This window comes from Streptomyces sp. DSM 41931 (assembly GCF_050271085.1).
Classification (GTDB): Bacteria; Actinomycetota; Actinomycetes; order Streptomycetales; family Streptomycetaceae; genus Streptomyces; species Streptomyces albogriseolus.
Map to the genome: position 1 here is coordinate 4,164,110 of NZ_CP189902.1, position 22,750 is coordinate 4,186,859.

21 protein-coding genes are annotated in these 22,750 nt (G+C 69.4%); 17 read left to right on the forward strand and 4 right to left on the reverse strand.

Features of this window, described 5'->3' with window-relative positions:
- Positions 1 to 102: 102 nt before the first annotated feature.
- Positions 103 to 888 (reverse strand): Crp/Fnr family transcriptional regulator, encoded by a 786-nt coding sequence (locus tag ACP7TJ_RS19455; protein ID WP_246532143.1) that lies wholly within the window; start codon positions 886 to 888, stop codon positions 103 to 105.
- A 403-nt stretch (positions 889 to 1,291) separates the two neighbouring features.
- Here ACP7TJ_RS19455 and rpsL point away from each other — a divergent pair, with 403 nt between their 5' ends.
- The 5 genes from rpsL to ACP7TJ_RS19480 all read left to right on the forward strand — a co-directional run bounded on the left by rpsL (position 1,292) and on the right by ACP7TJ_RS19480 (position 6,149).
- Positions 1,292 to 1,663 carry a 30S ribosomal protein S12 gene (rpsL, locus tag ACP7TJ_RS19460; RefSeq protein ID WP_003948652.1) on the forward strand — a complete coding sequence of 124 codons (372 nt, stop codon included), beginning with the start codon at positions 1,292 to 1,294 and terminating at the stop codon, positions 1,661 to 1,663.
- A 2-nt stretch (positions 1,664 to 1,665) separates the two neighbouring features.
- Positions 1,666 to 2,136, forward strand: a complete 471-nt coding sequence (gene rpsG, locus ACP7TJ_RS19465; RefSeq protein WP_003998848.1) for a 30S ribosomal protein S7 — start codon at positions 1,666 to 1,668, stop codon at positions 2,134 to 2,136.
- 39 nt (positions 2,137 to 2,175) lie between these two features.
- Positions 2,176 to 4,302: an elongation factor G gene (fusA, locus tag ACP7TJ_RS19470; RefSeq protein WP_093765469.1), complete on the forward strand. Its 2,127-nt coding sequence runs from the start codon at positions 2,176 to 2,178 to the stop codon at positions 4,300 to 4,302.
- A 169-nt stretch (positions 4,303 to 4,471) separates the two neighbouring features.
- Positions 4,472 to 5,665, forward strand: a complete 1,194-nt coding sequence (tuf, locus tag ACP7TJ_RS19475) for an elongation factor Tu (protein ID WP_006130799.1) — start codon at positions 4,472 to 4,474, stop codon at positions 5,663 to 5,665.
- 226 nt (positions 5,666 to 5,891) lie between these two features.
- Positions 5,892 to 6,149: a hypothetical protein gene (locus tag ACP7TJ_RS19480; protein WP_387750385.1), complete on the forward strand. Its 258-nt coding sequence runs from the start codon at positions 5,892 to 5,894 to the stop codon at positions 6,147 to 6,149.
- Positions 6,150 to 6,168: 19 nt separating this feature from the next.
- Here ACP7TJ_RS19480 and ACP7TJ_RS19485 read toward each other — a convergent pair whose 3' ends face one another.
- Entirely contained in the window at positions 6,169 to 6,780 is a 612-nt protein-coding gene (locus ACP7TJ_RS19485) for a TetR/AcrR family transcriptional regulator (RefSeq protein WP_193458677.1), read from the reverse strand.
- 143 nt (positions 6,781 to 6,923) lie between these two features.
- Between ACP7TJ_RS19485 and ACP7TJ_RS19490 the strand changes: the two genes are divergently transcribed.
- From ACP7TJ_RS19490 to ACP7TJ_RS19500, 3 genes are all read left to right on the forward strand, one after another.
- The gene (locus tag ACP7TJ_RS19490) at positions 6,924 to 7,946 is read left to right on the forward strand and encodes an aldo/keto reductase (RefSeq protein WP_093765472.1); all 1,023 of its coding nucleotides are present in this window, start codon (positions 6,924 to 6,926) and stop codon (positions 7,944 to 7,946) included.
- A gap of 56 nt (positions 7,947 to 8,002) precedes the next feature.
- Positions 8,003 to 8,902, forward strand: coding sequence for an LLM class flavin-dependent oxidoreductase (locus tag ACP7TJ_RS19495; protein WP_093765473.1), 900 nt, complete (start codon positions 8,003 to 8,005; stop codon positions 8,900 to 8,902).
- Positions 8,903 to 9,035: 133 nt separating this feature from the next.
- Positions 9,036 to 10,205 (forward strand): endo-1,4-beta-xylanase, encoded by a 1,170-nt coding sequence (locus tag ACP7TJ_RS19500; RefSeq protein WP_093765474.1) that lies wholly within the window; start codon positions 9,036 to 9,038, stop codon positions 10,203 to 10,205.
- 73 nt (positions 10,206 to 10,278) lie between these two features.
- Here the strand turns inward: ACP7TJ_RS19500 and ACP7TJ_RS19505 are convergent, their stop codons facing one another.
- Positions 10,279 to 11,157, reverse strand: coding sequence for a helix-turn-helix domain-containing protein (locus ACP7TJ_RS19505; RefSeq protein WP_387790793.1), 879 nt, complete (start codon positions 11,155 to 11,157; stop codon positions 10,279 to 10,281).
- Between the two features lie 378 nt (positions 11,158 to 11,535).
- Between ACP7TJ_RS19505 and ACP7TJ_RS19510 the strand changes: the two genes are divergently transcribed.
- From ACP7TJ_RS19510 to gdhA, 3 genes are all read left to right on the forward strand, one after another.
- The gene (locus ACP7TJ_RS19510) at positions 11,536 to 12,327 is read left to right on the forward strand and encodes a DUF5753 domain-containing protein (RefSeq protein WP_427764195.1); all 792 of its coding nucleotides are present in this window, start codon (positions 11,536 to 11,538) and stop codon (positions 12,325 to 12,327) included.
- Entirely contained in the window at positions 12,324 to 12,533 is a 210-nt protein-coding gene (locus tag ACP7TJ_RS19515; protein WP_266548352.1) for a DUF397 domain-containing protein, read from the forward strand. The genes ACP7TJ_RS19510 and ACP7TJ_RS19515 overlap by 4 nt, the downstream gene beginning before the upstream one ends.
- A gap of 239 nt (positions 12,534 to 12,772) precedes the next feature.
- Positions 12,773 to 14,167 (forward strand): NADP-specific glutamate dehydrogenase, encoded by a 1,395-nt coding sequence (gene gdhA / locus ACP7TJ_RS19520; RefSeq protein WP_093765477.1) that lies wholly within the window; start codon positions 12,773 to 12,775, stop codon positions 14,165 to 14,167.
- A 66-nt stretch (positions 14,168 to 14,233) separates the two neighbouring features.
- Here gdhA and ACP7TJ_RS19525 read toward each other — a convergent pair whose 3' ends face one another.
- Positions 14,234 to 14,992 carry a YqjF family protein gene (locus ACP7TJ_RS19525; RefSeq protein WP_266399944.1) on the reverse strand — a complete coding sequence of 253 codons (759 nt, stop codon included), beginning with the start codon at positions 14,990 to 14,992 and terminating at the stop codon, positions 14,234 to 14,236.
- 75 nt (positions 14,993 to 15,067) lie between these two features.
- Between ACP7TJ_RS19525 and ACP7TJ_RS19530 the strand changes: the two genes are divergently transcribed.
- The 6 genes from ACP7TJ_RS19530 to ACP7TJ_RS19555 all read left to right on the forward strand — a co-directional run bounded on the left by ACP7TJ_RS19530 (position 15,068) and on the right by ACP7TJ_RS19555 (position 22,571).
- On the forward strand, positions 15,068 to 15,400 hold the full coding sequence (locus ACP7TJ_RS19530; RefSeq protein ID WP_093765479.1) for a cupin domain-containing protein: 333 nt from the start codon (positions 15,068 to 15,070) through the stop codon (positions 15,398 to 15,400).
- 100 nt (positions 15,401 to 15,500) lie between these two features.
- Positions 15,501 to 16,148: a hypothetical protein gene (locus ACP7TJ_RS19535; RefSeq protein WP_367548905.1), complete on the forward strand. Its 648-nt coding sequence runs from the start codon at positions 15,501 to 15,503 to the stop codon at positions 16,146 to 16,148.
- A 24-nt stretch (positions 16,149 to 16,172) separates the two neighbouring features.
- Complete coding sequence (locus ACP7TJ_RS19540) at positions 16,173 to 16,730, forward strand: hypothetical protein (protein WP_427764199.1); 558 nt, start codon at positions 16,173 to 16,175, stop codon at positions 16,728 to 16,730.
- Positions 16,702 to 17,232: a hypothetical protein gene (locus tag ACP7TJ_RS19545; RefSeq protein WP_266399955.1), complete on the forward strand. Its 531-nt coding sequence runs from the start codon at positions 16,702 to 16,704 to the stop codon at positions 17,230 to 17,232. The genes ACP7TJ_RS19540 and ACP7TJ_RS19545 overlap by 29 nt, the downstream gene beginning before the upstream one ends.
- Before the next feature lie 254 nt (positions 17,233 to 17,486).
- Positions 17,487 to 22,070, forward strand: a complete 4,584-nt coding sequence (locus ACP7TJ_RS19550) for a polymorphic toxin type 28 domain-containing protein (protein ID WP_427764201.1) — start codon at positions 17,487 to 17,489, stop codon at positions 22,068 to 22,070.
- A gap of 84 nt (positions 22,071 to 22,154) precedes the next feature.
- Positions 22,155 to 22,571 (forward strand): contact-dependent growth inhibition system immunity protein, encoded by a 417-nt coding sequence (locus ACP7TJ_RS19555; protein WP_266399959.1) that lies wholly within the window; start codon positions 22,155 to 22,157, stop codon positions 22,569 to 22,571.
- Positions 22,572 to 22,750 lie beyond the last annotated feature (179 nt).

Sequence of the window (22,750 nt, forward strand, 5' to 3'; positions counted from 1 at the left end):
CGCAGACGGCGGCGGCGGTGGGTGGTGCGGCCCCGAAGGGGCGCGGGGAACTGCGCGCCCAGCCCCCGCGGGCCGTCCGCCGGACGGGGGCTGGCCGACAGGTCAGAGCCCCGCGTCGCCCTCGTGGACCGCCGTCTCGGCGGCCCGAGGCCGCGGGGGCGACGGAATCGCCGAGGCGGCCTGGTCGGTGGTGGCGATGCGCCGGAGAACATCGGGCCGGCGGATCAGCAGGGTGCGCCGCCCCGTGGACACCGCGTCCTTCTCCCGAAGCTCGCGCAGCAGCCTCTGCACCATCTCCCGGGACGCCCCCACCGACCCCGCCAGCTCCTGCTTGCTCAGCGGCACGGCCAGCTCGACGCCGTCAGGCGTGCGGCGGCCGTGGCTGCGGGCCAGATCCAGCAGCAGCACGGCGAACCGCTGACGCACGCTCATCGACGCGAACTCCAGCCGCCGCCGGTCCGCCGCCCGGGTGCGGTCCGCGGTGAGGCCGAGGAGCGCGAAGGACGCGGCGGGCGACCGGCCCAGGAACTCCTTGAACCGCGCGTGTTCCACGGCCACCGCCCGGACCGGCTCCAGCGCGGTCACCGTCGCCGACCGTGGCCGCCCGGTCAGCGCGGCGGACTCGCCGACCACGTCGCCGGCGCCGCGCAGCGCGAGCAGCGCCTCGTAGCCGTTGGCGGCCGCGGCCGTGACCTTCGTCCATCCCTGGACCAGGAACAGCACGTGGGAGGACGGCTCGCGCTGGTGCAGCAGCACCACGCGCGGCGCGAAGCGCAGCTCACGGCCGAGTCCGAGCAGCGCGGTGCGCTCCCCGTTCTCCAGACGGGCCAGGAACGGCACCCTGTCCTCCAGGCCACCGTCGTCCGGACCGTACGACGCCGATGTCATCAGGCTGGATCCCCCCGTTCGTCCTGCGGCGGACGGATCAAAGTACTGAGCGCCGGGCGTGTAAAGGGCGTGAACCGGCCAATGCCGCGAACGGACGCGTGCCGTGCCGAAGGAACCGCGGGTCCCGGCAGGGAGAACCGTAAGAAGTCGGGCGTGTCGCGTCCCACTCCATTTGTTTTGACCGGAGTCCATGAGCTAGGTACGCTCAGACCTTGTGCCTGGGGTGTGCCCTGGCCTTCGTGCGTGCCATCACACCGCACCGGGGGCTGTGAAACGGCCACCGTGATTCAGCGCTTCCTTCTGCCTTGCGGTGGGAGTCCGCCGGATTCGACACACCCGACCGCGTGGGTCGGAGATGTTCCAGGTTAGCTGTACCCATCGGCACACAGAAACCGGAGAAGTAGTGCCTACGATCCAGCAGCTGGTCCGAAAGGGCCGGCAGGACAAGGTCGAGAAGAACAAGACGCCCGCACTCGAGGGTTCCCCTCAGCGTCGCGGCGTCTGCACGCGTGTGTTCACGACCACCCCGAAGAAGCCGAACTCGGCCCTGCGTAAGGTCGCGCGTGTGCGTCTGACCAGCGGGATCGAGGTCACCGCCTACATTCCGGGTGAGGGACACAACCTGCAGGAGCACTCCATCGTGCTCGTGCGCGGCGGCCGTGTGAAGGACCTGCCGGGTGTTCGCTACAAGATCATCCGCGGTTCCCTCGACACCCAGGGTGTCAAGAACCGCAAGCAGGCTCGCAGCCGTTACGGCGCCAAGAAGGAGAAGTAAGAATGCCTCGTAAGGGCCCCGCCCCGAAGCGCCCGGTCATCATCGACCCGGTTTACGGCTCCCCCCTGGTGACCTCCCTGATCAACAAGGTGCTGCTGAACGGCAAGCGCTCCACCGCCGAGCGCATCGTCTACGGCGCCATGGAGGGTCTGCGCGAGAAGACCGGCAACGACCCGGTCATCACGCTGAAGCGCGCTCTCGAGAACATCAAGCCGACCCTCGAGGTCAAGTCCCGCCGTGTCGGTGGTGCCACCTACCAGGTTCCGGTCGAGGTCAAGCCCGGCCGTGCCAACACGCTGGCGCTGCGCTGGCTGGTCGGTTACTCCCGCGCCCGCCGCGAGAAGACCATGACCGAGCGTCTGCTCAACGAGCTCCTCGACGCCAGCAACGGCCTCGGTGCCGCTGTGAAGAAGCGTGAGGACACGCACAAGATGGCCGAGTCCAACAAGGCCTTCGCGCACTACCGCTGGTAGTCGCAGACCCCATCGAGACCGAGAGAAGACTGAAGCCTTATGGCTACCACTTCGCTTGACCTGGCCAGGGTCCGCAACATCGGGATCATGGCCCACATCGACGCGGGCAAGACGACGACCACCGAGCGGATCCTGTTCTACACCGGCGTTTCCTACAAGATCGGTGAGGTCCACGACGGCGCTGCCACCATGGACTGGATGGAGCAGGAGCAGGAGCGTGGCATCACGATCACCTCTGCTGCCACCACCTGCCACTGGCCGCTGGAAGACGTCGACCACACCATCAACATCATCGACACGCCGGGCCACGTCGACTTCACCGTCGAGGTGGAGCGTTCCCTGCGCGTGCTCGACGGTGCCGTGACGGTGTTCGACGGCGTCGCCGGCGTCGAGCCCCAGTCCGAGACCGTGTGGCGTCAGGCGGACCGCTACGGCGTTCCGCGTATCTGCTTCGTCAACAAGCTCGACCGCACCGGTGCCGAGTTCCACCGCTGCGTCGACATGATCAGCGACCGCCTGGGTGCGCAGCCGCTCGTCATGCAGCTGCCCATCGGTGCCGAGGCCGACTTCCAGGGCGTCGTCGACCTCGTGACGATGAAGGCCTTCGTGTGGTCCGCCGAGGCGGCCAAGGGCGAGATGTACGACGTCGTCGACATCCCGGCCACGCACACCGAGGCCGCCGAGGAGTGGCGCGGCAAGCTGCTCGAGGCCGTCGCGGAGAACGACGAAGAGCTGATGGAGCTGTACCTCGAGGGCCAGGAGCCCTCCGTGGAGCAGCTGTACGCGGCGATCCGTCGTATCACCATCGCCTCCGGCAAGGGCGGCGGCACCACCGTCACCCCCGTGTTCTGCGGCACCGCGTTCAAGAACAAGGGCGTGCAGCCCCTGCTCGACGCCGTCGTGCGCTACCTGCCCTCCCCGCTGGACGTCGAGGCCATCGAGGGCCACGACCCCAAGGACGCGGAGAAGGTCGTCGCGCGCAAGCCGTCGGACGACGAGCCCCTCGCCGCGCTCGCGTTCAAGATCATGAGCGACCCGCACCTCGGCAAGCTCACCTTCGTCCGCGTGTACTCCGGCCGTCTGGAGTCCGGCACCCAGGTGCTGAACTCCGTGAAGGGCAAGAAGGAGCGCATCGGCAAGATCTACCGCATGCACGCCAACAAGCGTGAGGAGATCGAGTCGGTGGGCGCCGGTGACATCGTCGCCGTCATGGGCCTGAAGCAGACCACCACCGGTGAGACGCTGTCCGACGACAAGAGCCCGGTCATCCTGGAGTCCATGGACTTCCCGGCGCCGGTCATCCAGGTCGCCATCGAGCCCAAGTCGAAGGGCGACCAGGAGAAGCTCGGCGTCGCGATCCAGCGGCTCGCCGAGGAGGACCCGTCGTTCCAGGTCCACTCGGACGAGGAGACCGGCCAGACCATCATCGGCGGTATGGGCGAGCTGCACCTCGAGGTGCTGGTCGACCGCATGCGCCGTGAGTTCAAGGTCGAGGCCAACGTCGGCAAGCCCCAGGTCGCGTACCGTGAGACGATCCGCAAGGCCGTCGAGCGCGTGGACTACACCCACAAGAAGCAGACCGGTGGTACCGGTCAGTTCGCCAAGGTGCAGATCGCGATCGAGCCGATCGAGGGCGGCGACGCCTCGTACGAGTTCGTGAACAAGGTGACCGGTGGCCGCATCCCGAAGGAGTACATCCCTTCGGTGGACGCCGGCGCCCAGGAGGCCATGCAGTTCGGCATCCTGGCCGGCTACGAGATGACGGGCGTCCGCGTCACGCTTCTCGACGGTGGCTACCACGAGGTCGACTCCTCCGAGCTCGCGTTCAAGATCGCCGGTTCGCAGGCCTTCAAGGAGGCCGCGCGCAAGGCTTCGCCCGTGCTCCTGGAGCCGATGATGGCCGTCGAGGTCACCACGCCCGAGGACTACATGGGTGAGGTCATCGGCGACATCAACTCCCGCCGTGGCCAGATTCAGGCCATGGAGGAGCGGGCGGGTGCCCGCGTCGTGAAGGGTCTCGTGCCCCTCTCGGAGATGTTCGGCTACGTCGGCGACCTGCGCAGCAAGACGTCCGGCCGTGCCAGCTACTCCATGCAGTTCGACTCCTACGCCGAGGTTCCGCGGAACGTCGCCGAGGAGATCATCGCGAAGGCCAAGGGCGAATAAGGGGCTCCGTTTAACGGACTCCGTATCAACGCTTTAGGCTTGACCCCGGAGCCTGCAAGTGGTCATTCCGCCGTCACCCGGCGGAATGACCCGGGCCCGGGTTTCCCAGCAAAGATCACCTGGCGCCGATGAAGTAAGGCGTACAGAACCACTCCACAGGAGGACCCCAGTGGCGAAGGCGAAGTTCGAGCGGACTAAGCCGCACGTCAACATCGGCACCATCGGTCACATCGACCATGGTAAGACGACCCTCACGGCCGCCATTACCAAGGTGCTGCACGACGCGTACCCGGACCTGAACGAGGCCTCGGCCTTCGACCAGATCGACAAGGCTCCCGAAGAGCGCCAGCGCGGTATCACCATCTCCATCGCGCACGTCGAGTACCAGACCGAGACGCGTCACTACGCCCACGTCGACTGCCCCGGTCACGCGGACTACATCAAGAACATGATCACGGGTGCGGCGCAGATGGACGGCGCCATCCTCGTGGTCGCCGCCACGGACGGCCCGATGCCGCAGACCAAGGAGCACGTGCTCCTGGCCCGCCAGGTCGGCGTCCCCTACATCGTCGTCGCCCTGAACAAGGCCGACATGGTCGACGACGAGGAGATCCTGGAGCTCGTCGAGCTCGAGGTGCGTGAGCTCCTCTCCGAGTACGAGTTCCCGGGCGACGACGTTCCCGTCGTCAAGGTCTCCGCCCTGAAGGCCCTCGAGGGCGACAAGGAGTGGGGCCAGTCCGTCCTGGACCTCATGAAGGCCGTCGACGAGTCGATCCCGGAGCCGGAGCGCGACGTCGACAAGCCGTTCCTGATGCCGATCGAGGACGTCTTCACCATCACCGGTCGCGGTACGGTCGTCACCGGCCGCATCGAGCGTGGTGTCCTCAAGGTCAACGAGACCGTCGACATCATCGGCATCAAGACCGAGAAGACCTCCACCACGGTCACCGGCATCGAGATGTTCCGCAAGCTGCTCGACGAGGGTCAGGCCGGTGAGAACGTCGGTCTGCTGCTCCGCGGCATCAAGCGCGAGGACGTCGAGCGCGGCCAGGTCATCATCAAGCCCGGTTCGGTCACCCCGCACACCGAGTTCGAGGCCCAGGCCTACATCCTGTCGAAGGACGAGGGTGGCCGTCACACCCCGTTCTTCAACAACTACCGCCCGCAGTTCTACTTCCGTACGACGGACGTGACCGGCGTCGTGACCCTCCCCGAGGGCACCGAGATGGTCATGCCGGGTGACAACACCGAGATGAAGGTGGAGCTCATCCAGCCCGTCGCCATGGAGGAGGGCCTGAAGTTCGCCATCCGTGAGGGTGGCCGGACCGTGGGCGCCGGCCAGGTCACCAAGATCGTCAAGTGACGATCTGACCTGGTAGCTCCTGCTGCGAGCACCTGAAGGGGCCCGCACGACTTCGGTCGTGCGGGCCCTTTCGCTTGGGCGCGGGAGCTCCTTCAGCGTCAACGCGCGCCGGTCAGTTCGCCCGGTCGCGTGATCACTGCCGCATATCCGCCCGGCGTATGCCATACGCCCCTAGCTTCGCCTCATGGTCAGCTCATCCCACCGTCGAACTGTCCACGGACATCTGATGGCCTTCGACCTCTCGTTCTTCCAGTCGCAGACCGCGCAGCAGCTTCGGGCGGAGGGCCGGGCGGAGAGCCGGGCGAAGGATCTGCTGCTCCTGCTGGGGCACCGGGGTGTCGAGGTCTCCGAGGAGGACCGGGAGCGCATTGTCGGCTGTGGTGATCCCGACGTGCTGGGCCTGTGGTTCAGGAAGGCCCTCACCGCGACGTCGACGGCGGAGGTCTTCGCGTCGGACGGGGAGTCCGGGGCGGACGCCGGCTGACGGGGTTCCAGGCCTGTCGTCAGCTGGGGCGGCGCAGGCCGTCGACCAGCACCGCGGCGAGGCGGCGGGCGTCGTAGTCGGGGTCGGTCTCCGCGCCGATGCAGAGGTTGCCCACGCCGCGCATGAGCGTGAGGGCGGCGATGTCCTCGCGGATCTCCCCGGCCGCCCTCGCGGCGTCGAGCAGCTGGGTGCAGACGGGGACGAGGCGGTCGAGGAAGTACGCGTGCAGGCCCTCGAAGCCCGACTGGTCGGAGCGCAGCACGGCGGCGAGGCCGTGCTTGGTGACCAGGAAGTCGACGAAGAGGTCGATCCACTGCCGCAGGGCGTCGTGCGGGGTCGGGGCGGACTCCAGGAGGGCCGGGCCGGCCTCGGCGCAGGCCTCCACCTGGTGCCGGTAGACGGCGATGATCAGGTCCGCCCGCGTCGGGAAGTGCCGGTAGAGGGTGCCCAGGCCGACGCCTGCCCGGGAGGCGATGTCGCGCACCGGGGCGTCCACGCCGGACGTGACGAAGACCGCGGCGGCCGCCTCCAGCAGCGTCTCCTTGTTACGCCGGGCGTCCTTGCGCCGTGACGGGCCGGCGCCCACGCCGTCCTCGCTCTGGTTCACCGCGTCGTTTCCTCCGTCACTCATACAGCTACCGCATGGTCTCACGCCTGCCCGAGGCGCCTCACGCATGTCCGCGGGCGCTCGGACTGGAAAAACGGAACAGTGTTCCGTATCGTTGGAGTCGTACCGGAACACTGTTCCGATTCTACTCGTGAGGAGACCACGGCATGCAGTACCGCACCCTCGGCCGCACCGGCGTCCAGGTCAGCACCCTCGCGCTCGGCGCGATGAACTTCGGCGCCATCGGGCGCACCACGCAGGAGGAGGCCACCGCCATCGTCGACGCGGCCCTGGAGGCCGGCGTCAACCTCATCGACACCGCCGACATGTACGGCAACGGCGAGTCCGAGGAGATGGTCGGCAAGGCCATCGCCGGCCGCCGCGACGACATCGTGCTGGCCACGAAGGCGACCATGCCGATAGGGGAGGAGCGCAACCACCGGGGCAGCTCGCGCCGCTGGCTCTACACCGCCCTGGACGACAGCCTGCGCCGCCTCGGCGTCGACCACGTGGACCTCTACCAGATGCACCGCTGGGACCCGACGACCAGCGACGAGGAGACCCTGTCGGCCCTCACCGACCTCCAGCGCGCCGGCAAGATCCGCTACTTCGGCTCCTCGACCTTCCCCGCGTACCGCATCGTGCAGGCCCAGTGGGCCGCCTCCGAGCACCGGCTCGGCCGCTACGTGACCGAGCAGCCCAGCTACTCGATGCTTCAGCGCGGCATCGAGGCCCATGTCCTGCCCGTGACGGAGGAGTACGGCATGGGCGTGCTGGCATGGTCCCCGCTGGCCTCGGGGTGGCTCTCGGGTGCGGTGCGCAAGGGTCGGGACGTCGCCACCCACCGCTCGGCGGTCCTGCCGGAGCGCTTCGACCCCTCGCTCCCGCACAACCAGGCCCGGCTCGACGCGGTGGAGCGGCTGTCCAAGGTCGCCGACGAGGCCGGGCTCACCCTGATCCAGCTGGCCCTCGGCTTCGTCAACGCGCACCCCGCCGTGACGGCCGCGCTCATCGGACCCCGCACGATGGAGCACCTGCGGTCGCAGCTCGCCGCCGCCGACATCGTGCTGACCGCCGACGTCCTCGACGCGATCGACGAGATCGTCGCCCCCGGCACCGACCTGGCCCCCGGGGAGAAGTTCGACACCCCGCCGGCGCTGCTCGACGCGTCCCTGCGCCGCCGTCGCTGACCACCGCCACCCGGCCGCCACCCGGCCGCCATCCGACCCGGAAGGGGCCCCGGCCCATGCCCGACACGACACGTCCGCCCGTCCCGCCGGGGCGGCCCAGCTTCGGCATCATGACCGCGCCCTCGCAGGTCGGTTACGACGACCTCGTCCGCGTCTGGCGCGAGGCGGACGAGGTCCCCGAGATCGAGCACGCCTGGCTGTTCGACCACCTCATGCCCATCTGGGGGGACCCCGAGGGACCGACGTTCGAGGGCTGGACGCTGCTGGCGGCCCTCGCGGCGCAGACGCGGCGGATGCGGCTGGGCGTGATGGTCACCAGCAACCGGTTCCGGCCACCCGCCGTGCTCGCGAAGATCGCGACGACCGTCGACATCGTCTCCGGCGGCCGGCTCGACTTCGGCATAGGCGTCGGCTCGCGCCCGCATCCGCCCGAGGCGTGGCGCGAGTACCCGGCGCACGGCCTGCCGTTCCAGGAACCGGCGCGGGCGGTGGCGAGCCTCGCCGAGGCCTGCGTGCTGATCCGGCGGCTCTGGACGGAGGAGAAGCCGTTCGACTTCCACGGCGAACACCACCGGCTGACGGGGGCGTTCGGCAGTCCGAAGCCGGTGCAGCGCCCGCATCCGCCGATCCTCGTCGGCGGCCGGTCGTCCGCGACGCTGCGCGTGGTAGCCGAGCACGCCGACCTGTGGAACGTCCCGGGCGGCGACCTCGACGACGTGGTGCGGCGCAGCGCCCTGCTCGACCGGTACTGCGCCGACATCGGCCGCGACCCCGCGTCGATCGTCCGGTCCATCCACCTCCCCGTCGACACGGACCGGCCCGCCGCGGTGCGGGGCGCGGTGAGGGAGGTGCTGGACGCGGGGTTCCGGCATGTCGTGCTCGGGCTGCCTGCGCCGTTCCCCGAGGGCATCGCCCGGTGGGTCGCGGAGGAGGTGATCCGCCCGTCTGCGGGATGAGGCAGCTCGAAAACCCGGTCCGTGCACGGGTATTGACTCGCCGCATGGCCGGATCGTACCGTCCGCCCATCCCTAATGTTTCGGATGCTACTTCGAAACATTCGAGAACGACGACGGGAATGAGAGCCCCCGCATGAGACCGTTCCGTTTCGCCACCGTGGCCCTCGCCACCGCGGCACTGGCCCTGCCGCTCCTCGGCGGTTCGGCGACCGCCGCCTCGCCGGCCGGCCCCAAGCCGCCGCAGCACTCCCACGCCCAGTTCGACCGGCTGCGCGCGGCCGCCCCCGAAGGTTTCGTGATCGGCACCGCCGTGGCGGGCGGCGGCCACCACCTGGAGCAGGACTACCCGGACCCCTTCACGTACGACAAGGAGTACCGGAAGGTACTGGGCCGGGAGTTCAGCTCGGTCTCGCCCGAGAACCAGATGAAGTGGGACTACATCCACCCCGAGCGCGACCGCTACGACTTCGGGCAGGCGGACGCGATCGTCGAGTTCGCCCGCAAGAACCGCCAAGTGGTGCGCGGGCACACGCTGTTGTGGCACAGCCAGAACCCGGCCTGGCTGGAGGAGGGCGACTTCACCAAGGCGGAGCTGCGCGGCATCCTGCGCGAGCACATCACCACGGTGGTCGGCCGGTACAAGGGCAGGATCCAGCAGTGGGACGTGGCGAACGAGATCTTCGACGACCAGGGCAACCTGCGCACGCAGGACAACATCTGGATCCGTGAGCTCGGTCCGGAGATCGTCGCGGACGCGTTCCGCTGGGCCCACCAGGCCGACCCCAAGGCGAAGCTGTTCTTCAACGACTACAACGTCGAGGGCGTCAACGCGAAGAGCGACGCCTACTACGCCCTGGTGAAGGACCTGCGCGCGCAGCGGGTGCCGGTGCACGGCTTCTCCGTGCAGGGCCACCTGAGCACGCGGTACGGCTTCCCCGGCGACCTCGCGGACAACCTGCGCCGCTTCGACGCGCTGGGCCTGGAGACCGCGGTCACCGAGCTGGACGTCCGCATGGACGTGCCGGAGGGGTCGCTCCCGACCCCGGCCCAGGAGAAGCAGCAGGCCGAGTACTACCAGCGGATGCTCCAGGCGTGCCTGGAGGTCGACGGCTGCAACTCGTTCACCATCTGGGGCTTCACCGACAAGTACTCGTGGGTCCCGGTGTTCTTCCAGGGTGAGGGTTTCGCGACGGTCATGACGGAGGACTTCGACCGCAAGCCGGCGTACTACGCCCTGCGCGACACCCTGAAGGAAGCCCGCCACGACGACTGCGGGAAGGGCCCGAAGCACCACAAGCACTGAGCGGTCCCCCGCACGTCCCCCACACCGCCGCCCCGGCCCGGTCGCCCGTCACCGGTCCGGGGCGGTTCCATGCTCACGCGTGAGCGGTGGCGGCTGCTGTGCGGCAGTCGCGGCAGTGGGTTTCTGTGTCCGGGGCGCGGAAGGCGCGGTCGCAGGTGTCGCAGGTGCGGAGTTTGTGGCGGACGGGGGGTGGGGTGGTGGCCGGGGTGCGGTAGGGGGGTGGGGGTGGGAGTTGGGCTGTGAGGCGGTGGGCGAGGAGGGCTGCGGGGCGGCGGAGGGGGGTGTCGGGGAGGTCGGTGGTGAGGGCGTGGCGGACGGCGGTGGGGGTGGCCTCGCGTTCGAGCCAGGCGGCGACTCCGGGGGCCAGGTGCTCGGTGTCGGTGGCGGAGAGGAGGAGGCGGGGGTCGTGGCGGCGGAGGCCGGTGAGGAGGTCGGTGGCCTGCTGGTGGAGGGCCAGGGCGGCGGCTTGGGTGGGCTGGGGGACGGCGGGGAGGGCCTTGCGGGGGCGGGGTTCGGGCCTGTGCGCGGTCCGGGGCGGTGTGGGCCAGCCGGTGTCGGCGGGGCGGCGGCGCTGTCCGGGCTGGTTGCAGGAGATGGTGCGGGTGATGATCCGGCCGGTGGCGGTGCGGACGCGTTCGCGGCGGAGGTAGCCGTGGGTCTCCAGTTCGCGGAGGGCGGCGGCGATGCGCGTGGCGCCCTCCTTGAAGCGGGCGGTCAGCGACTTGATGTCGGCCGGGGCGCCCGTGGGCAGCGATTGGAGGTGACAGCCGAGGCCGATCGCCAGCAGGGAGAGTTCCTTGTGCTGGGTGAGGTGGTTGCCGATCACCGTGAAGCGGGTGGTGTGCCGGGTGTTCTCGTGGATGACGCCGCCGGTGTGGTGACGCGATCGGGCCGGTTTGTCGGCGGGGGCTGACTGGGCGCGCGGGGGCGCGCTAGGGTTTTGGGTATCCATCGGGAAGCTCTCTTCTTCCTTGGTGGTCAGGCCCTCGCACCGGGATGCCAGTCCCGGCGGGGGCCGAAGTCTTTTTCGGGTGGTGTTGCGCTGAGCGTAGAGGTGCTGAGGGCTCCAAACGCCAGTTGAGCGGCGGATGTTCACTCGCCCGAGTGATCACGGGCCTCGGGCGGGAGGGGTGGGGCTTGGTGGGGTGATTTCCCCCAAGTTCTTGCTTGGGACCGCCGGAGGCACCGGAGCATCAAAGTTCGCGTTCCGGTGGCGCGTTCACGGCACTGGTTGTCCAGTTGGTTGTCCAGTGCTGTCCAAGCTGTCCGGCTCGTTGGCAGGGGGAGGCGCCGGTGTGTGCGGTGCGCGGACGACACGGAGGGGTGCGGGATGGCGGTGGACGGCGAGGTCGTACGGGGCTCGGGGGAGGCGGACGAGCCGGGGTGGGAGGTGGACCCGGACGACGAGTGGGGCGTCGGGTACGGGGAGGACCTCGTATACAAGGTCGAGGCGGGGAAGCGGATTCCGCGACGGGAGTATCTGGAGCGGGCCGACGAGGTGCTGAGGGCCGGCGGGCTGCTCGCGGCGGCGTGGGAGGACGTGAAGAGGGTTCGGTACCCGCGTCGGGTACGGGAGTTGGCCAAGCTGGAGGCCCAGGCCGTCGAGATCGGCGTATACGAAAGCATCAGCGTCCACGGGCTGTTGCAGACCCCGGAGCATGCGCGGGCGTTGTTCGAGGCGTGGCAGCCCGCCTACTCGGAGGAGGACCTGGAGCGCGTGCTGGCGGCCCGTATGGCACGACAGTCCGTCTTCGAGCGGTCACCCGCGCCCGCGCTCAGCTTTGTCCTGGAAGAAGCGGCCCTGCGGCGCCGGGTGGGCGGCACAATGGTGTGCCGCCGACAACTCGAACGCCTGCTGGAGGTGGGCCGGTTGCGCCATGTCACCCTCCAGGTGATGCCGACCAGCAGCGGCGCCCATCCCGGGCTGAGCGGCCGGATCGAGATCCTGAAGTTCGCCGACGGTACCGCGGTGGGCCGGTCCGACGGCGCGTACAACGGCCGCCCCACCTCCGACCCGAAACAGCTCCGCGTTCTCGAACTGCGGTATGGCACCATCCGCGCCCAGGCGCTCCCGCCCGAGGAGTCGCTCACCTTTATCGAGCACATGCTTGGAGAGACATGATGCGCAAGGCCTTCGCCGGAGACGTCTCCGAGCCGAAGTGGTTCAAGAGCAGTTACAGCAGCGGCCCCGACGGCGACTCCTGCGTCGAGGTGGCGATAGCCCCCCGCACCGTCCACGTCCGTGACTCCAAGGACGTGACCGGCCCCCGCCTCGCGCTCGCGCCGGCCGCGTGGGCCCGCTTCGTGACGTACGCCTCGGAGCGCTGATCGGAGCGCTGAAGCGCGCGCCCCCACTCCGCGCAGCGCATCCGTACTCCGTACACGGTGTCCAGATAGCGGACTATCCGACTCGCCTCTTGGTATCCGCTTAACACAGGAGTAACACTGGAAGGGTCGGCCGACCTGTCGTATACGAACGGGCGGTCGCTGTCCCGCGCGCGGCAACGGCGCCGAGCGCTCCTCACCGGTTCCCCCGTCCATGGATCTCATGCGCGCCCACGAACCGGATGCCAGCCGTGCCAGAAAGGGACCCCGTGACCCCCGTGACCTCACGCCCCGACCCCAAGATCTCGCTCGAGCAGCTCCGCGCCGAGGTGGAGCGCCGTAACCCTGCGGAGCCGGAGTTCCACCAGGCCGCGCGTGAGGTGCTGGACACGCTCGCCCCCGTGCTCGCCGCCCGGCCGGAGTACGCCGACCCGGGCCTCGTGGAGCGGCTGATCGAGCCCGAGCGGCAGATCATCTTCCGGGTGCCGTGGACGGACGACAACGGCCGCATCCACGTGAACCGGGGCTTCCGCATCGAGTTCAACAGTGCCCTCGGCCCCTACAAGGGCGGCCTGCGCTTCCACCCCTCGGTGAACCTCGGGATCATCAAGTTCCTCGGCTTCGAGCAGATCTTCAAGAACGCGCTCACCGGGCTCGGCATCGGCGGCGGCAAGGGCGGCAGCGACTTCGACCCGCAGGGCCGCAGCGACGCGGAGGTCATGCGCTTCTGCCAGTCGTTCATGACAGAGCTGTACCGGCACATCGGCGAGTACACCGACATCCCCGCCGGTGACATCGGCGTCGGCGCCCGCGAGATCGGCTACCTCTTCGGCCAGTACCGGCGCATCACCAACCGCTGGGAGGGCGGCGTCCTCACCGGCAAGGCCGCCGGCTGGGGCGGCTCGCTGATCCGCCCGGAGGCGACCGGCTACGGCAACGTGCTGTTCGCGGAGGCCATGCTGCGCGCCCGCGGCGAGGACCTGGAGGGCCAGACGGCCGTCGTCTCCGGCTCCGGCAACGTCGCCATCTACACCATCCAGAAGCTCACCGCCCTCGGCGCCAACCCGGTCACCTGCTCCGACTCCGGCGGCTACGTCGTCGACGAGAAGGGCATCGACCTGGAGCTCCTGCGCCAGATCAAGGAGGTCGAGCGCGGCCGGGTGAGCGACTACGCGGACCGCCGGGGCGCCTCCGCCCGCTACGTGCCCGGCGGGCGCGTCTGGGAGGTCCCCGCGGACGTCGCCCTCCCGTCGGCCACGCAGAACGAGCTGAACGCCGACGACGCCGCCGTGCTGATCCGCAACGGCGTGAAGGCGGTCTCCGAGGGCGCGAACATGCCCACCACGCCCGACGCCGTCGACCTGCTCCAGCAGGCCGGCGTCGCCTTCGGCCCCGGCAAGGCGGCCAACGCGGGCGGTGTCGCGGTCAGCGCGCTGGAGATGACGCAGAACGCGTCGCGCATGTCCTGGAAGGCCGACCATGTCGAGGCCGAGCTGGCCCGGATCATGACCGACATCCACACCACCTGCGCGGAGACCGCCGAGCGCTACGGCGTCCCCGGCGACTACGTCGCCGGCGCGAACATCGCCGGGTTCGAGCGGGTCGCGGACGCGATGCTGGCGCAGGGCGTCATCTGACGCGTACGCCGTACGGGCGTGGGGTGCGTGGGGCTGGGGGCGTGCCGCCCTCGGCCCCGCCTGCGTTCAGGGCGTGGGGATGCCCGCCGGGCGGGCCGGGCGGCCGAAGCGGGCGGGGACGCCCGGTGAGTACAGCACGCTGACCGGCTCACCAGCCGGCGCGGGCAGCCCCGCCGCCGTGACCAGGTCCTCCTCGCACTCCAGCAGCTCGGCCCGGTACAGCGGCCAGCGCGGATGGGCGTTCGGCAGATACATCGGCCGCCCGAAGAACACGCCGTGCATGCCCCAGCGGGCGGTGAGGAAGTGCTCCAGCTCCGTCGGCTCCGCGACCGCCTCGCCCCGCCGCACGGTGAGCCGCGTACCGGCCCCGCGCGGCCCGGGCCAGCGCCGGGAGGCGGTGTACGTGACGGTGCGGTCGTCGACGTGCCGTACCCGCATCCGCGACCAGACGTACGGCATCCCGAAGCCGAGGCGGCCGACCAGCACCGGGACCAGCCGGGAGGCGTCCAGGGAGAGGAAGACCACCCCGCGCCGGCCGTGGTCGTCCACCGAGTACAGGCGGACGTTCGTCTCCGGGAAGTTCCCCAGGTACGGCACGCCCGGCAGCCGCAGCCAGCCCACCCGGTGCATCCGGAACGCGACGAGACCGACGTACGTCACGCCGTCGAGGGTGTCGGGCACGGCGCCCGGCGGCAGCAGCCCCGCCACGTCGGCCGGGTCCACCGCCCAGTGCACGAACGTCAGGTCCAGCCATGACTGCGTGAGCAGCGGACGCGCGATCGCCTCCGGCGGGTCGGGCGTGACGGGCTGCGGGGTCGAGGGCACGGCGCCAGTATCGCGGACGGTGCGGTACCCCACATGGCCCTGGCCGCAGCCGAGGCGCTCGGCGACGCTGGACGCATGGAGAAGCTTTCACTCGACGCCCTCGTCCGCACCCACCTGGAGCAGGCCGCCACCGCCTCCAGCGGCCGCAGCGCGACCACCGTCTACGGCGGCCACGAGCACACCCTGCGCCAGACCCTTCTCGCGCTGACCGCCGGCACGGAACTCGCCGAGCACGACAGCCCTGGAGAGGCCACCCTCCACGTCCTGCGCGGCCGCGTCCGCCTCACCAGCGGCGATGTGCAATGGGAGGGCCGCACCGGCGACCTCCTCGTCATCCCGGACGCCCGGCACGGGCTGGAGGCGCTGGAGGACGCGGCGGTGCTGCTGACGGTGGCGAAGAAGGGCTGACGTCGGTGAGCTTCGACGACTGACGGGCCCGCGCCCCACGCGGTGACGGCGCGATGGCACGATGTCGGCACGTCATCGAGCGAAGGGGGACGCCGGCGTCATGGCCCGTTACATGGAAGCGCTGACCGTCGAGCGGGGCGGTTTCCGGATCAAGGTGCCGGAGAGCTGGTGGGAGTTCGACGTCCGTCCCGAGTCCCGGGACGACTCGATCCACCGCATGGTGAGCGAGCGGGTGCGCGCACATCCCGAACTCGAGCCGCACCGCGACACGTTCGTCTCCTTCCTGCGCAAGGCGGCGGCGGACGCGTGGAAGTCGGGTGCGCTGTACTGCGGCTGCATGGCGGAGAGCTTCGGGGGCGACACCCCGATCACCGGCTCGGTCACGGTGTCGCTGGTCGGCGGCCGCACCAGCAAGGGCGACCCGCTCCCCACCGACCCGGAGGCGGTCACCGCCCAGCTCGCGGTCAAGGAGGCCAGGCGGGAGGGCGACGCCTGGCGCAAGGTGACGACGGTCGACATCCCGGGCGTCGGCCCGGCGGCCCGCACGTACGGCATCGAGGACGTCCCGGTACCGGGCGACGAGCTCGGCCGCACGATCCGGGCGGTGCTGATGCAGACGTTCATCCCGGTGCCGGGGCAGGAGGGCAAGGTCGCCCTGGTCGCGGGCAGCAGCCAGGTCCTGGACCTCGCGGAGTCCTTCTTCGACATCTTCGACGCGATCACGTCGACGTTCCGGTTCGTGGACTGAGCGGACTGAGTGGACTGAGCGGGCGTGACGCGACCGTGGGACTGGGCGACGGGGGAGGGCCTGCTGGGTCTCGACGACCCCCGGGAGTGGGACGCCGCATTCGAACGCGGTGAGCGGAGTTTGGGCACGGCAGCGATCGGCCTGGCCTTCAACTGCCCGCTGGAGGACGCCTCCCCGCGTCTCGTCCGCGCGACGCAACTCCCGGACACCGACCAACGAGGCTTCGCCTTCACGGCGGTGGGGACGGCGGCCCGGCTGAACGGGGCGCTGACGCCAGAGCTGTACGAGGTGCTGCGCGCGGCGGGCCCTGGCCGCAAGAGCATCGCTGTGAACGCGGTCGACGACACCCTGACCTTCGTACCGTTCCGCGACCTGCCGCCGTGGCTGAAGCGGTGGGCGGTGTACGTGACGGTCCGGGACAAGCTGGAAGGCTGGTGGCTGCGGGGGGGAGGATGCGGCGCGTCGCGTGTGGCAGGTCGTGCGCCGTGGGTGACGCGGCACTGGCGGAACGGGGAATCGAGAACGAGCCTGGTTAAAGGGGAGAGGGCTGGATGTGATTGTTCCTTCGAGACTGCTGGGTGACCTGCTCGAACAGATCGACCAGGAACGAGCGGCTCATCTGGCACTGGACTTCGCACGGCACGTGCTGGATCTGGAGCGGGACGAGATCGAGGAACCGGTCTCGGTGTCGTGCCTGGAGTACATGGACGCGGCTCATGAGGCGATCGGTCTCGAATCGGCCGTGGCTCGTCTGCTGGAGGCGGAGGAGCGGCTGCGGGCGGTCGCCCTGCGGAGGGCGGGCAACCGCTTTCTCCTGGCCAGGGGCGCGGACTTCACCATGGACGCGGCGCGGGTCGGTGTCGGGTCGATGCTGGACAGAGCGCACGGGCTGGGCCCGTCCGGTCACCCGTCCTGCCTGTCCGTCGCCCGTCAGCTGCAGGCGGAGGCCGGCCGCTGGGCCGCGCGGCACCGCGGCGACGATGTCGACGAGCGCACCGCCGCCCGCCGCGCCCGCTGGGAGGAAGCCCGCTGGCAGGTGCGGCACGTCATCGCGTCGGAACCGAACCCGCACGGAGACGCGTGAGGAGGAGCGGCCATGCGCATCGGCACGCGAGTCGTCCACGCCTGTCCGGGAGACGGAACCCCCAAGAACTCCTGGTCCGGTACGAGTGAGCCCTTGCTGACGTGCCGGTGACCGTCGGTCCCAGCATGTGGTGAGTAACGCCCGACTGACGCCCCTGCGGTGAGAAGGGCCACTCTTCCGATCGAACAGCCGTGCCCGGTAAGTTCACGTGTGCATACAGGTGTTGACGATGTGCGCGTAACGGGGGTTGCGGAATGGCGGGTCACCGGCCGACGGACTGGCATGTCCTTGATCTGGACAAGGACCCGACGCCCGGTGACCCGGAGCGGGTGCGCCAGCTCGCGCGATTCCTGCACGACTTCGCCGACGACGTCTCCGAGGCGTTGCGTCTGGTGAAGGGGATGGCCGGTGAGGGGGCGCTGGCGGAGTGGGCGGGGAAGTCGGCGAAGGTGTTCAAGGAGGAGTTCTCCGGCGTTCCCAAGAACTTGAGGAAGCTGGAGAAGTCGTACGCGATGTGCGGGGACGCGCTCGCGGACTACTGGCCGAAGCTGGAGCGGGCGCAGGCGCTGGCGGACAAGGCGCTGGCGAAGGCGCGTGAGGCGCAGGCTGATCTGACGTCGGCGAAGTCGAAGCTGGCGTCGGCTGAGTCGTGGGTGGGGCGGGCGACGAAGGAGGCCGACAAGTACAAGGACGACCCGACGGGGTCGACGTCGGACGCGGACAAGCCGGACGAGGCGAAGGTGCGGGCCGCGACCCGGGACGTGCAGAGCGCCAAGAGCGCGCACACGAAGGCGCAGTCGGACGTCACGTCCGCGCAGAGCGCGCTGGACGCGGCGAAGAAGATGGCCGCGGACGCGCGGAAGATGCGCGAGGAGGCGGCGCGGGACGCGAAGTCGAAGATCGACGAGGCTTCCGACGCGGGGATCCAGAACCGGTCGTGGTGGGAGGAGATCGGCGACTGGTTCACCGACAACTGGGACACCATCGTCGCCGCCTGCAAGATCGTCGTCGCGGTCGTCGGCATCGTCGCGCTGATCATCGGCGGACCGATCCTCGGCGCGATCGTCCTCATCGCCGCGCTCGTCGTCCTCGCCGACACGCTCTACAAGTATTCAAAGGGGCAAGCGTCCCTATGGGATGTGGGGCTGGCGGCGCTGGACTGCATACCTGGCATGAAAGGCCTGACGACGCTCGGTGGGCTCGCCAAGGGTCTCAAGGGCGGCATGGCGGCCCTGAAGGGGATCAAGGGCGGCCTCAAGGGAATGGCGTTGTCGCTGCGAGGTCTGGGCAAGAACGCGCGTACCGCTCTGGCTGATGGCGCCAAGGGCGCGTACGACCGGCTTCGGAGCAAAGTCAAGGGATGCGGTGACCCGGTTGACGCGGCCACAGGACACATGTTCCTCGCCACGTGCGACGTGGCCCTCCCCGCCGCCCTGCCGCTCGGCTTCACCCGACGAGTCTCCTCCGGCTACCGCTCCGGCTGGTGGTTCGGCCCGTCCTGGGCTTCCACTGTTGACCAGCGACTGGAGATCGACCATCAGGGGGTCGTTTTCGTCACCGAGGACGGCATGCTGATCGCCTACCCGCACCCGGAGGGGGTGGGCATGCCCGTGCACGCCGAGACCGGCGTCCACGGGCTCCTGACTCGGCTGACCGGTGGCGGCTACCGCTTCGACGATCCCGTAACCGGCCACAGCCGCACGTTCGCCCCGCCTCGTGACGGCGTGTGCCTGCTCACTCGCGTGACCGACCGCAACGGCAACACCATCGAGTTCTCGTACGGTGACGACGGAGCTCCCCTCGCGATCAGCCACTGCGGTGGCTACCACCTGAAGATGACCACCGAAGACGGCCGGGTGACTTCGTTGAGTCTGGCCGGCGCAGCCGAGGACGGCTCCGACCTGACGCTCCGCCGATACGGCTACACCGACGGCAATCTCACCTCGGTCGCCGGACCGGACGGGGTCTCCCTGCAATTCACCTACGACGAACGGCTGCGCGTCACCTCCTGGCACGACTCGACCGCCAGCCGTTACAGCTACACCTACGACGACCGGGACCGCTGCGTGACGCAGGGCGGCAGCGACGGTCACGTGGCCAATACGTTCGTCTACGACGTCACCGACCCGAAGTGGCCCGGCTGCCGCCTCACCGAGGTCACCGCGTCCGACGGGGCCACCTCTCGATACGTCATCGCCCACGACTGCCTGGTCGTAGCTGAGATCGACCCCCTCGGCGGTACCGTCCGGACCGAATACGACGAGCGGCGTCACCTCGTCTCCGCCACCGACCAACTGGGCCGGACCACCCACCTCGTCAACAACGCGTGGGGACAGCCCGTCGAGGTGCGGCGGCCTGACGGTGACACCGTCCGCGTCACCTACAACGACCTCAACCTCGCAACCAGCGTCGAACTGCCCGGCGGCGCTACTTGGCGTTACACCTATGACGGTCGCGGTAACCGCACCGCCGTCATCGACCCGGCCGGAGTCACAGAACGCACCCTCTACACCGTCGAGGGGCACCCTGCCGCCATCAGCGACGCGTTGGGCAACACTGTCGCGATCGCCTGTGACCGGGCCGGGTTGCCTGTGCAGATCACGGATCCGCTCGGCGCCACGACGACCTGGGAACGCGACGCTTTCGGCCGCACGACGTCCCTCACCGACGCACTCGGCTCCACGACATGCTTCGCATGGACGTCGGAGGGCCGCCTGGTGCGCCGTACCGCGCCGGACGGCACGGTCGAGACCTGGTCCTACGACGGCGAAGGCAACTGCACGAGCCACACCTCACCGGCGGGTGCCGTGACCAGCTATGAATACGGCCCGTTCGACGTTCTCACCGCGCGCATCGATCCGGACGGGAGCCGTTACGAGTACACACACGACGCCGAATTGCGCCTGACCCGGGTGACAGACCCGCTCGGACGCACCTGGCACTACGTGTACGACACCGCGGGCCGACTCGTCTCCGAGACGGATTTCGACGGCCGCACGCTTCACTACCGCCTCGATGCGGCAGGGCGCCTGGCCGTCAAGGAGAACGCCCTCGGCCAGATGATCCGCTTCGAGTACGACGTCCTCGACCAGGTGGTACGCAAGGACGCTGACGGGTCCGTCACCACATACGGCTATACCGCCGATGGCAGGCTCGCCCACGCCACGGGTCCGCAGGCGACGCTGAGCCGGACCTTCGACCAGGCAGGCAACCTGACCGCCGAGACTGTGGCGGGCCGCACCCTGCACCAGCGCTACGACGCTCTGGGCCGCCGCACGAGTCGCACCACCCCGGCCGGCACAGTCAGTACGTACGTGTACGACGCCGCCCACAACCCCGTTGAAACGGCCCTCGCAGGCCGGGCGCTCAACAGTGAGTACGACCGCGTGGGACGCGAAGTCGGTCGTCGCGTTGGCGACTCGGTCACTGTGCGCAACAGCTATGACGAGGTCGGTCGTCTTGTCCGGCAGGCCACCATGCGTGCGGACGGTGAGACCGTCCAGCAACGCGCGTACACCTATCGCGCGGACGGATATCTCTTGCGTGTGGACGATCGGCTGAACGGGACTCGCCACTTCGATCTCGACCTCAAGGGGCGAGTCACGGGCGTGACCGCGCGGGACTGGACCGAGAGCTACGCCTACGACGGTGCCGGAAACCAGACGAGAGCCGAGTGGCCGCCCTCCCACCCAGGATATGAGGCCACGGGCGACCGTGCTTACGAGGGAAACCGGATCGTGCGCGCCGGACGCATGCGCTATGCGTACGACGCGCAGGGCCGCATGACGTTGAGGCAACGCACCAGACTCTCCCGTAAACCCGACACCTGGCGTTACTCCTGGGACGCCGAAGACCGTCTGACGGCCGTCGTCACGCCTGATGGCACCGAATGGCGCTACCTTTACGACCCGCTCGGCCGCCGCATCGCCAAGCAGCGTTTGTCCCCGGACCGGTCGACCGTGGTCGACCAGACGGACTTCACCTGGGACGGCGGCGTCCTGTGCGAACAGAGCAGCCGTACTGGTGAGTCGCCCCAGCGCACCGTCCTCACCTGGGAGCACGACGGGTGGCGCCCCATGGCCCAGCACGAACGGCTGACGTCGGTCGGTGCGGCGCCGGACGGCATCCCCCAAGAGGACATCGACTCCCGCTTCTTCGCCATCGTCACAGATCTGGTCGGAACTCCCACCGAACTTCTTGACGAGGAAGGAGCTCTGGCGTGGCGCACGCGTTCCACTCTCTGGGGGAAAACGGCCTGGACTGCCGACAGCCCGGCCTATACACCGCTGAGATTCTCGGGCCAGTACTACGACCCCGAGACCGAGTTGCACTACAACTTCTGCCGCTACTACGACCCGGAGAGCGCCCGCTACCTGTCTCCCGACCCGCTCGGGCTGCTGCCGGCGCCGAATCCGAGCACGTATGTGCACAACCCGCTCACCTGGACCGACCCGTTCGGACTCGCCCCGACGTGTCGCGAACTCGGACTGCGCGAAGACGCCCAGCTGGCGCTGACGAAACTGGAGAACATCAAGAAAGACCCGGTGGGAAGCATCAATTCTCAGCCGAACCACAACCACTACAGCGCCGCCCGGCGCGAGGCCAACGGCGAGGTCGTGGCAAGGAAGCCGGACGGCACGCCCTACGACCACATCAGCGACCTCAAGCAGGCCCGCAACGGTCTGGACAGCATCCGTAAGATCCTCGAGCGGGAGATCCAGAGCCCGCCGGAGGGGCTCACCGAACGGGGACTGGAAGTACTGATCAAGAAACGGAAGGAGACCATCGAAGAACTCGACCGCCTCAACGGATTCCTGGCGTCGATTGGGCACCGTTGAGGCCGGAAAGTAGGCTGACCAGCCAAGGAGCCGGACCGGGAAGGTGCTCCCCCTGCCAGTCGGCATTCGCGAAAGGATTCCTCGGTGTCCCAGCCCGTCGACCCCACCCAGTCCCTGGAACGGCTCGAGGGGCAGCGCTGGCCCGAGCCGCCGGAGGACGCCACTCCGCTGGTCAGAGCGGTCCACGAACTGCGGCGTCGCCCTGTCGGCGACCTTCGGCCCGACGAGCTGGCCCGCCTGATCACCCAGGACGTCGGGCTGCCCTGGCTGCTCCCTCTCGCGGTCCGCATCCTCCGGGACACGGCCCCGTCCCAGATCGCGGGGGGTTGGTACGACGACGACCTTCTGTACGCAGTGGTGACGCGGAAGACGCAGGTGTGGGAACAGTTCCCGGGGCTGGCCCGTGAGCTGAAGGCGACTGTCGAGACGCTGGTCGACCTCTCGCGCTACGTACGGGAGGAGGCCGCTGCCTTCTGCGCTGCCGTTCCCGAGTCATCGTGAGGGCTGCCCGGAGGCCATTCCCTGACCATGCGGGCGAAGGCGTGCTCGACACGGGCGTGGACCTTGCGGTGTGAGCGGTTGTGGTCCTCTTTCCCGTTCGTAAGCTCGGTCTGAGGTCTGCGGGGTTTCTGGCGTCTCCCCCGGAGCAAGGGACCGGGGCACGAGCGCTCCCGCGTTCG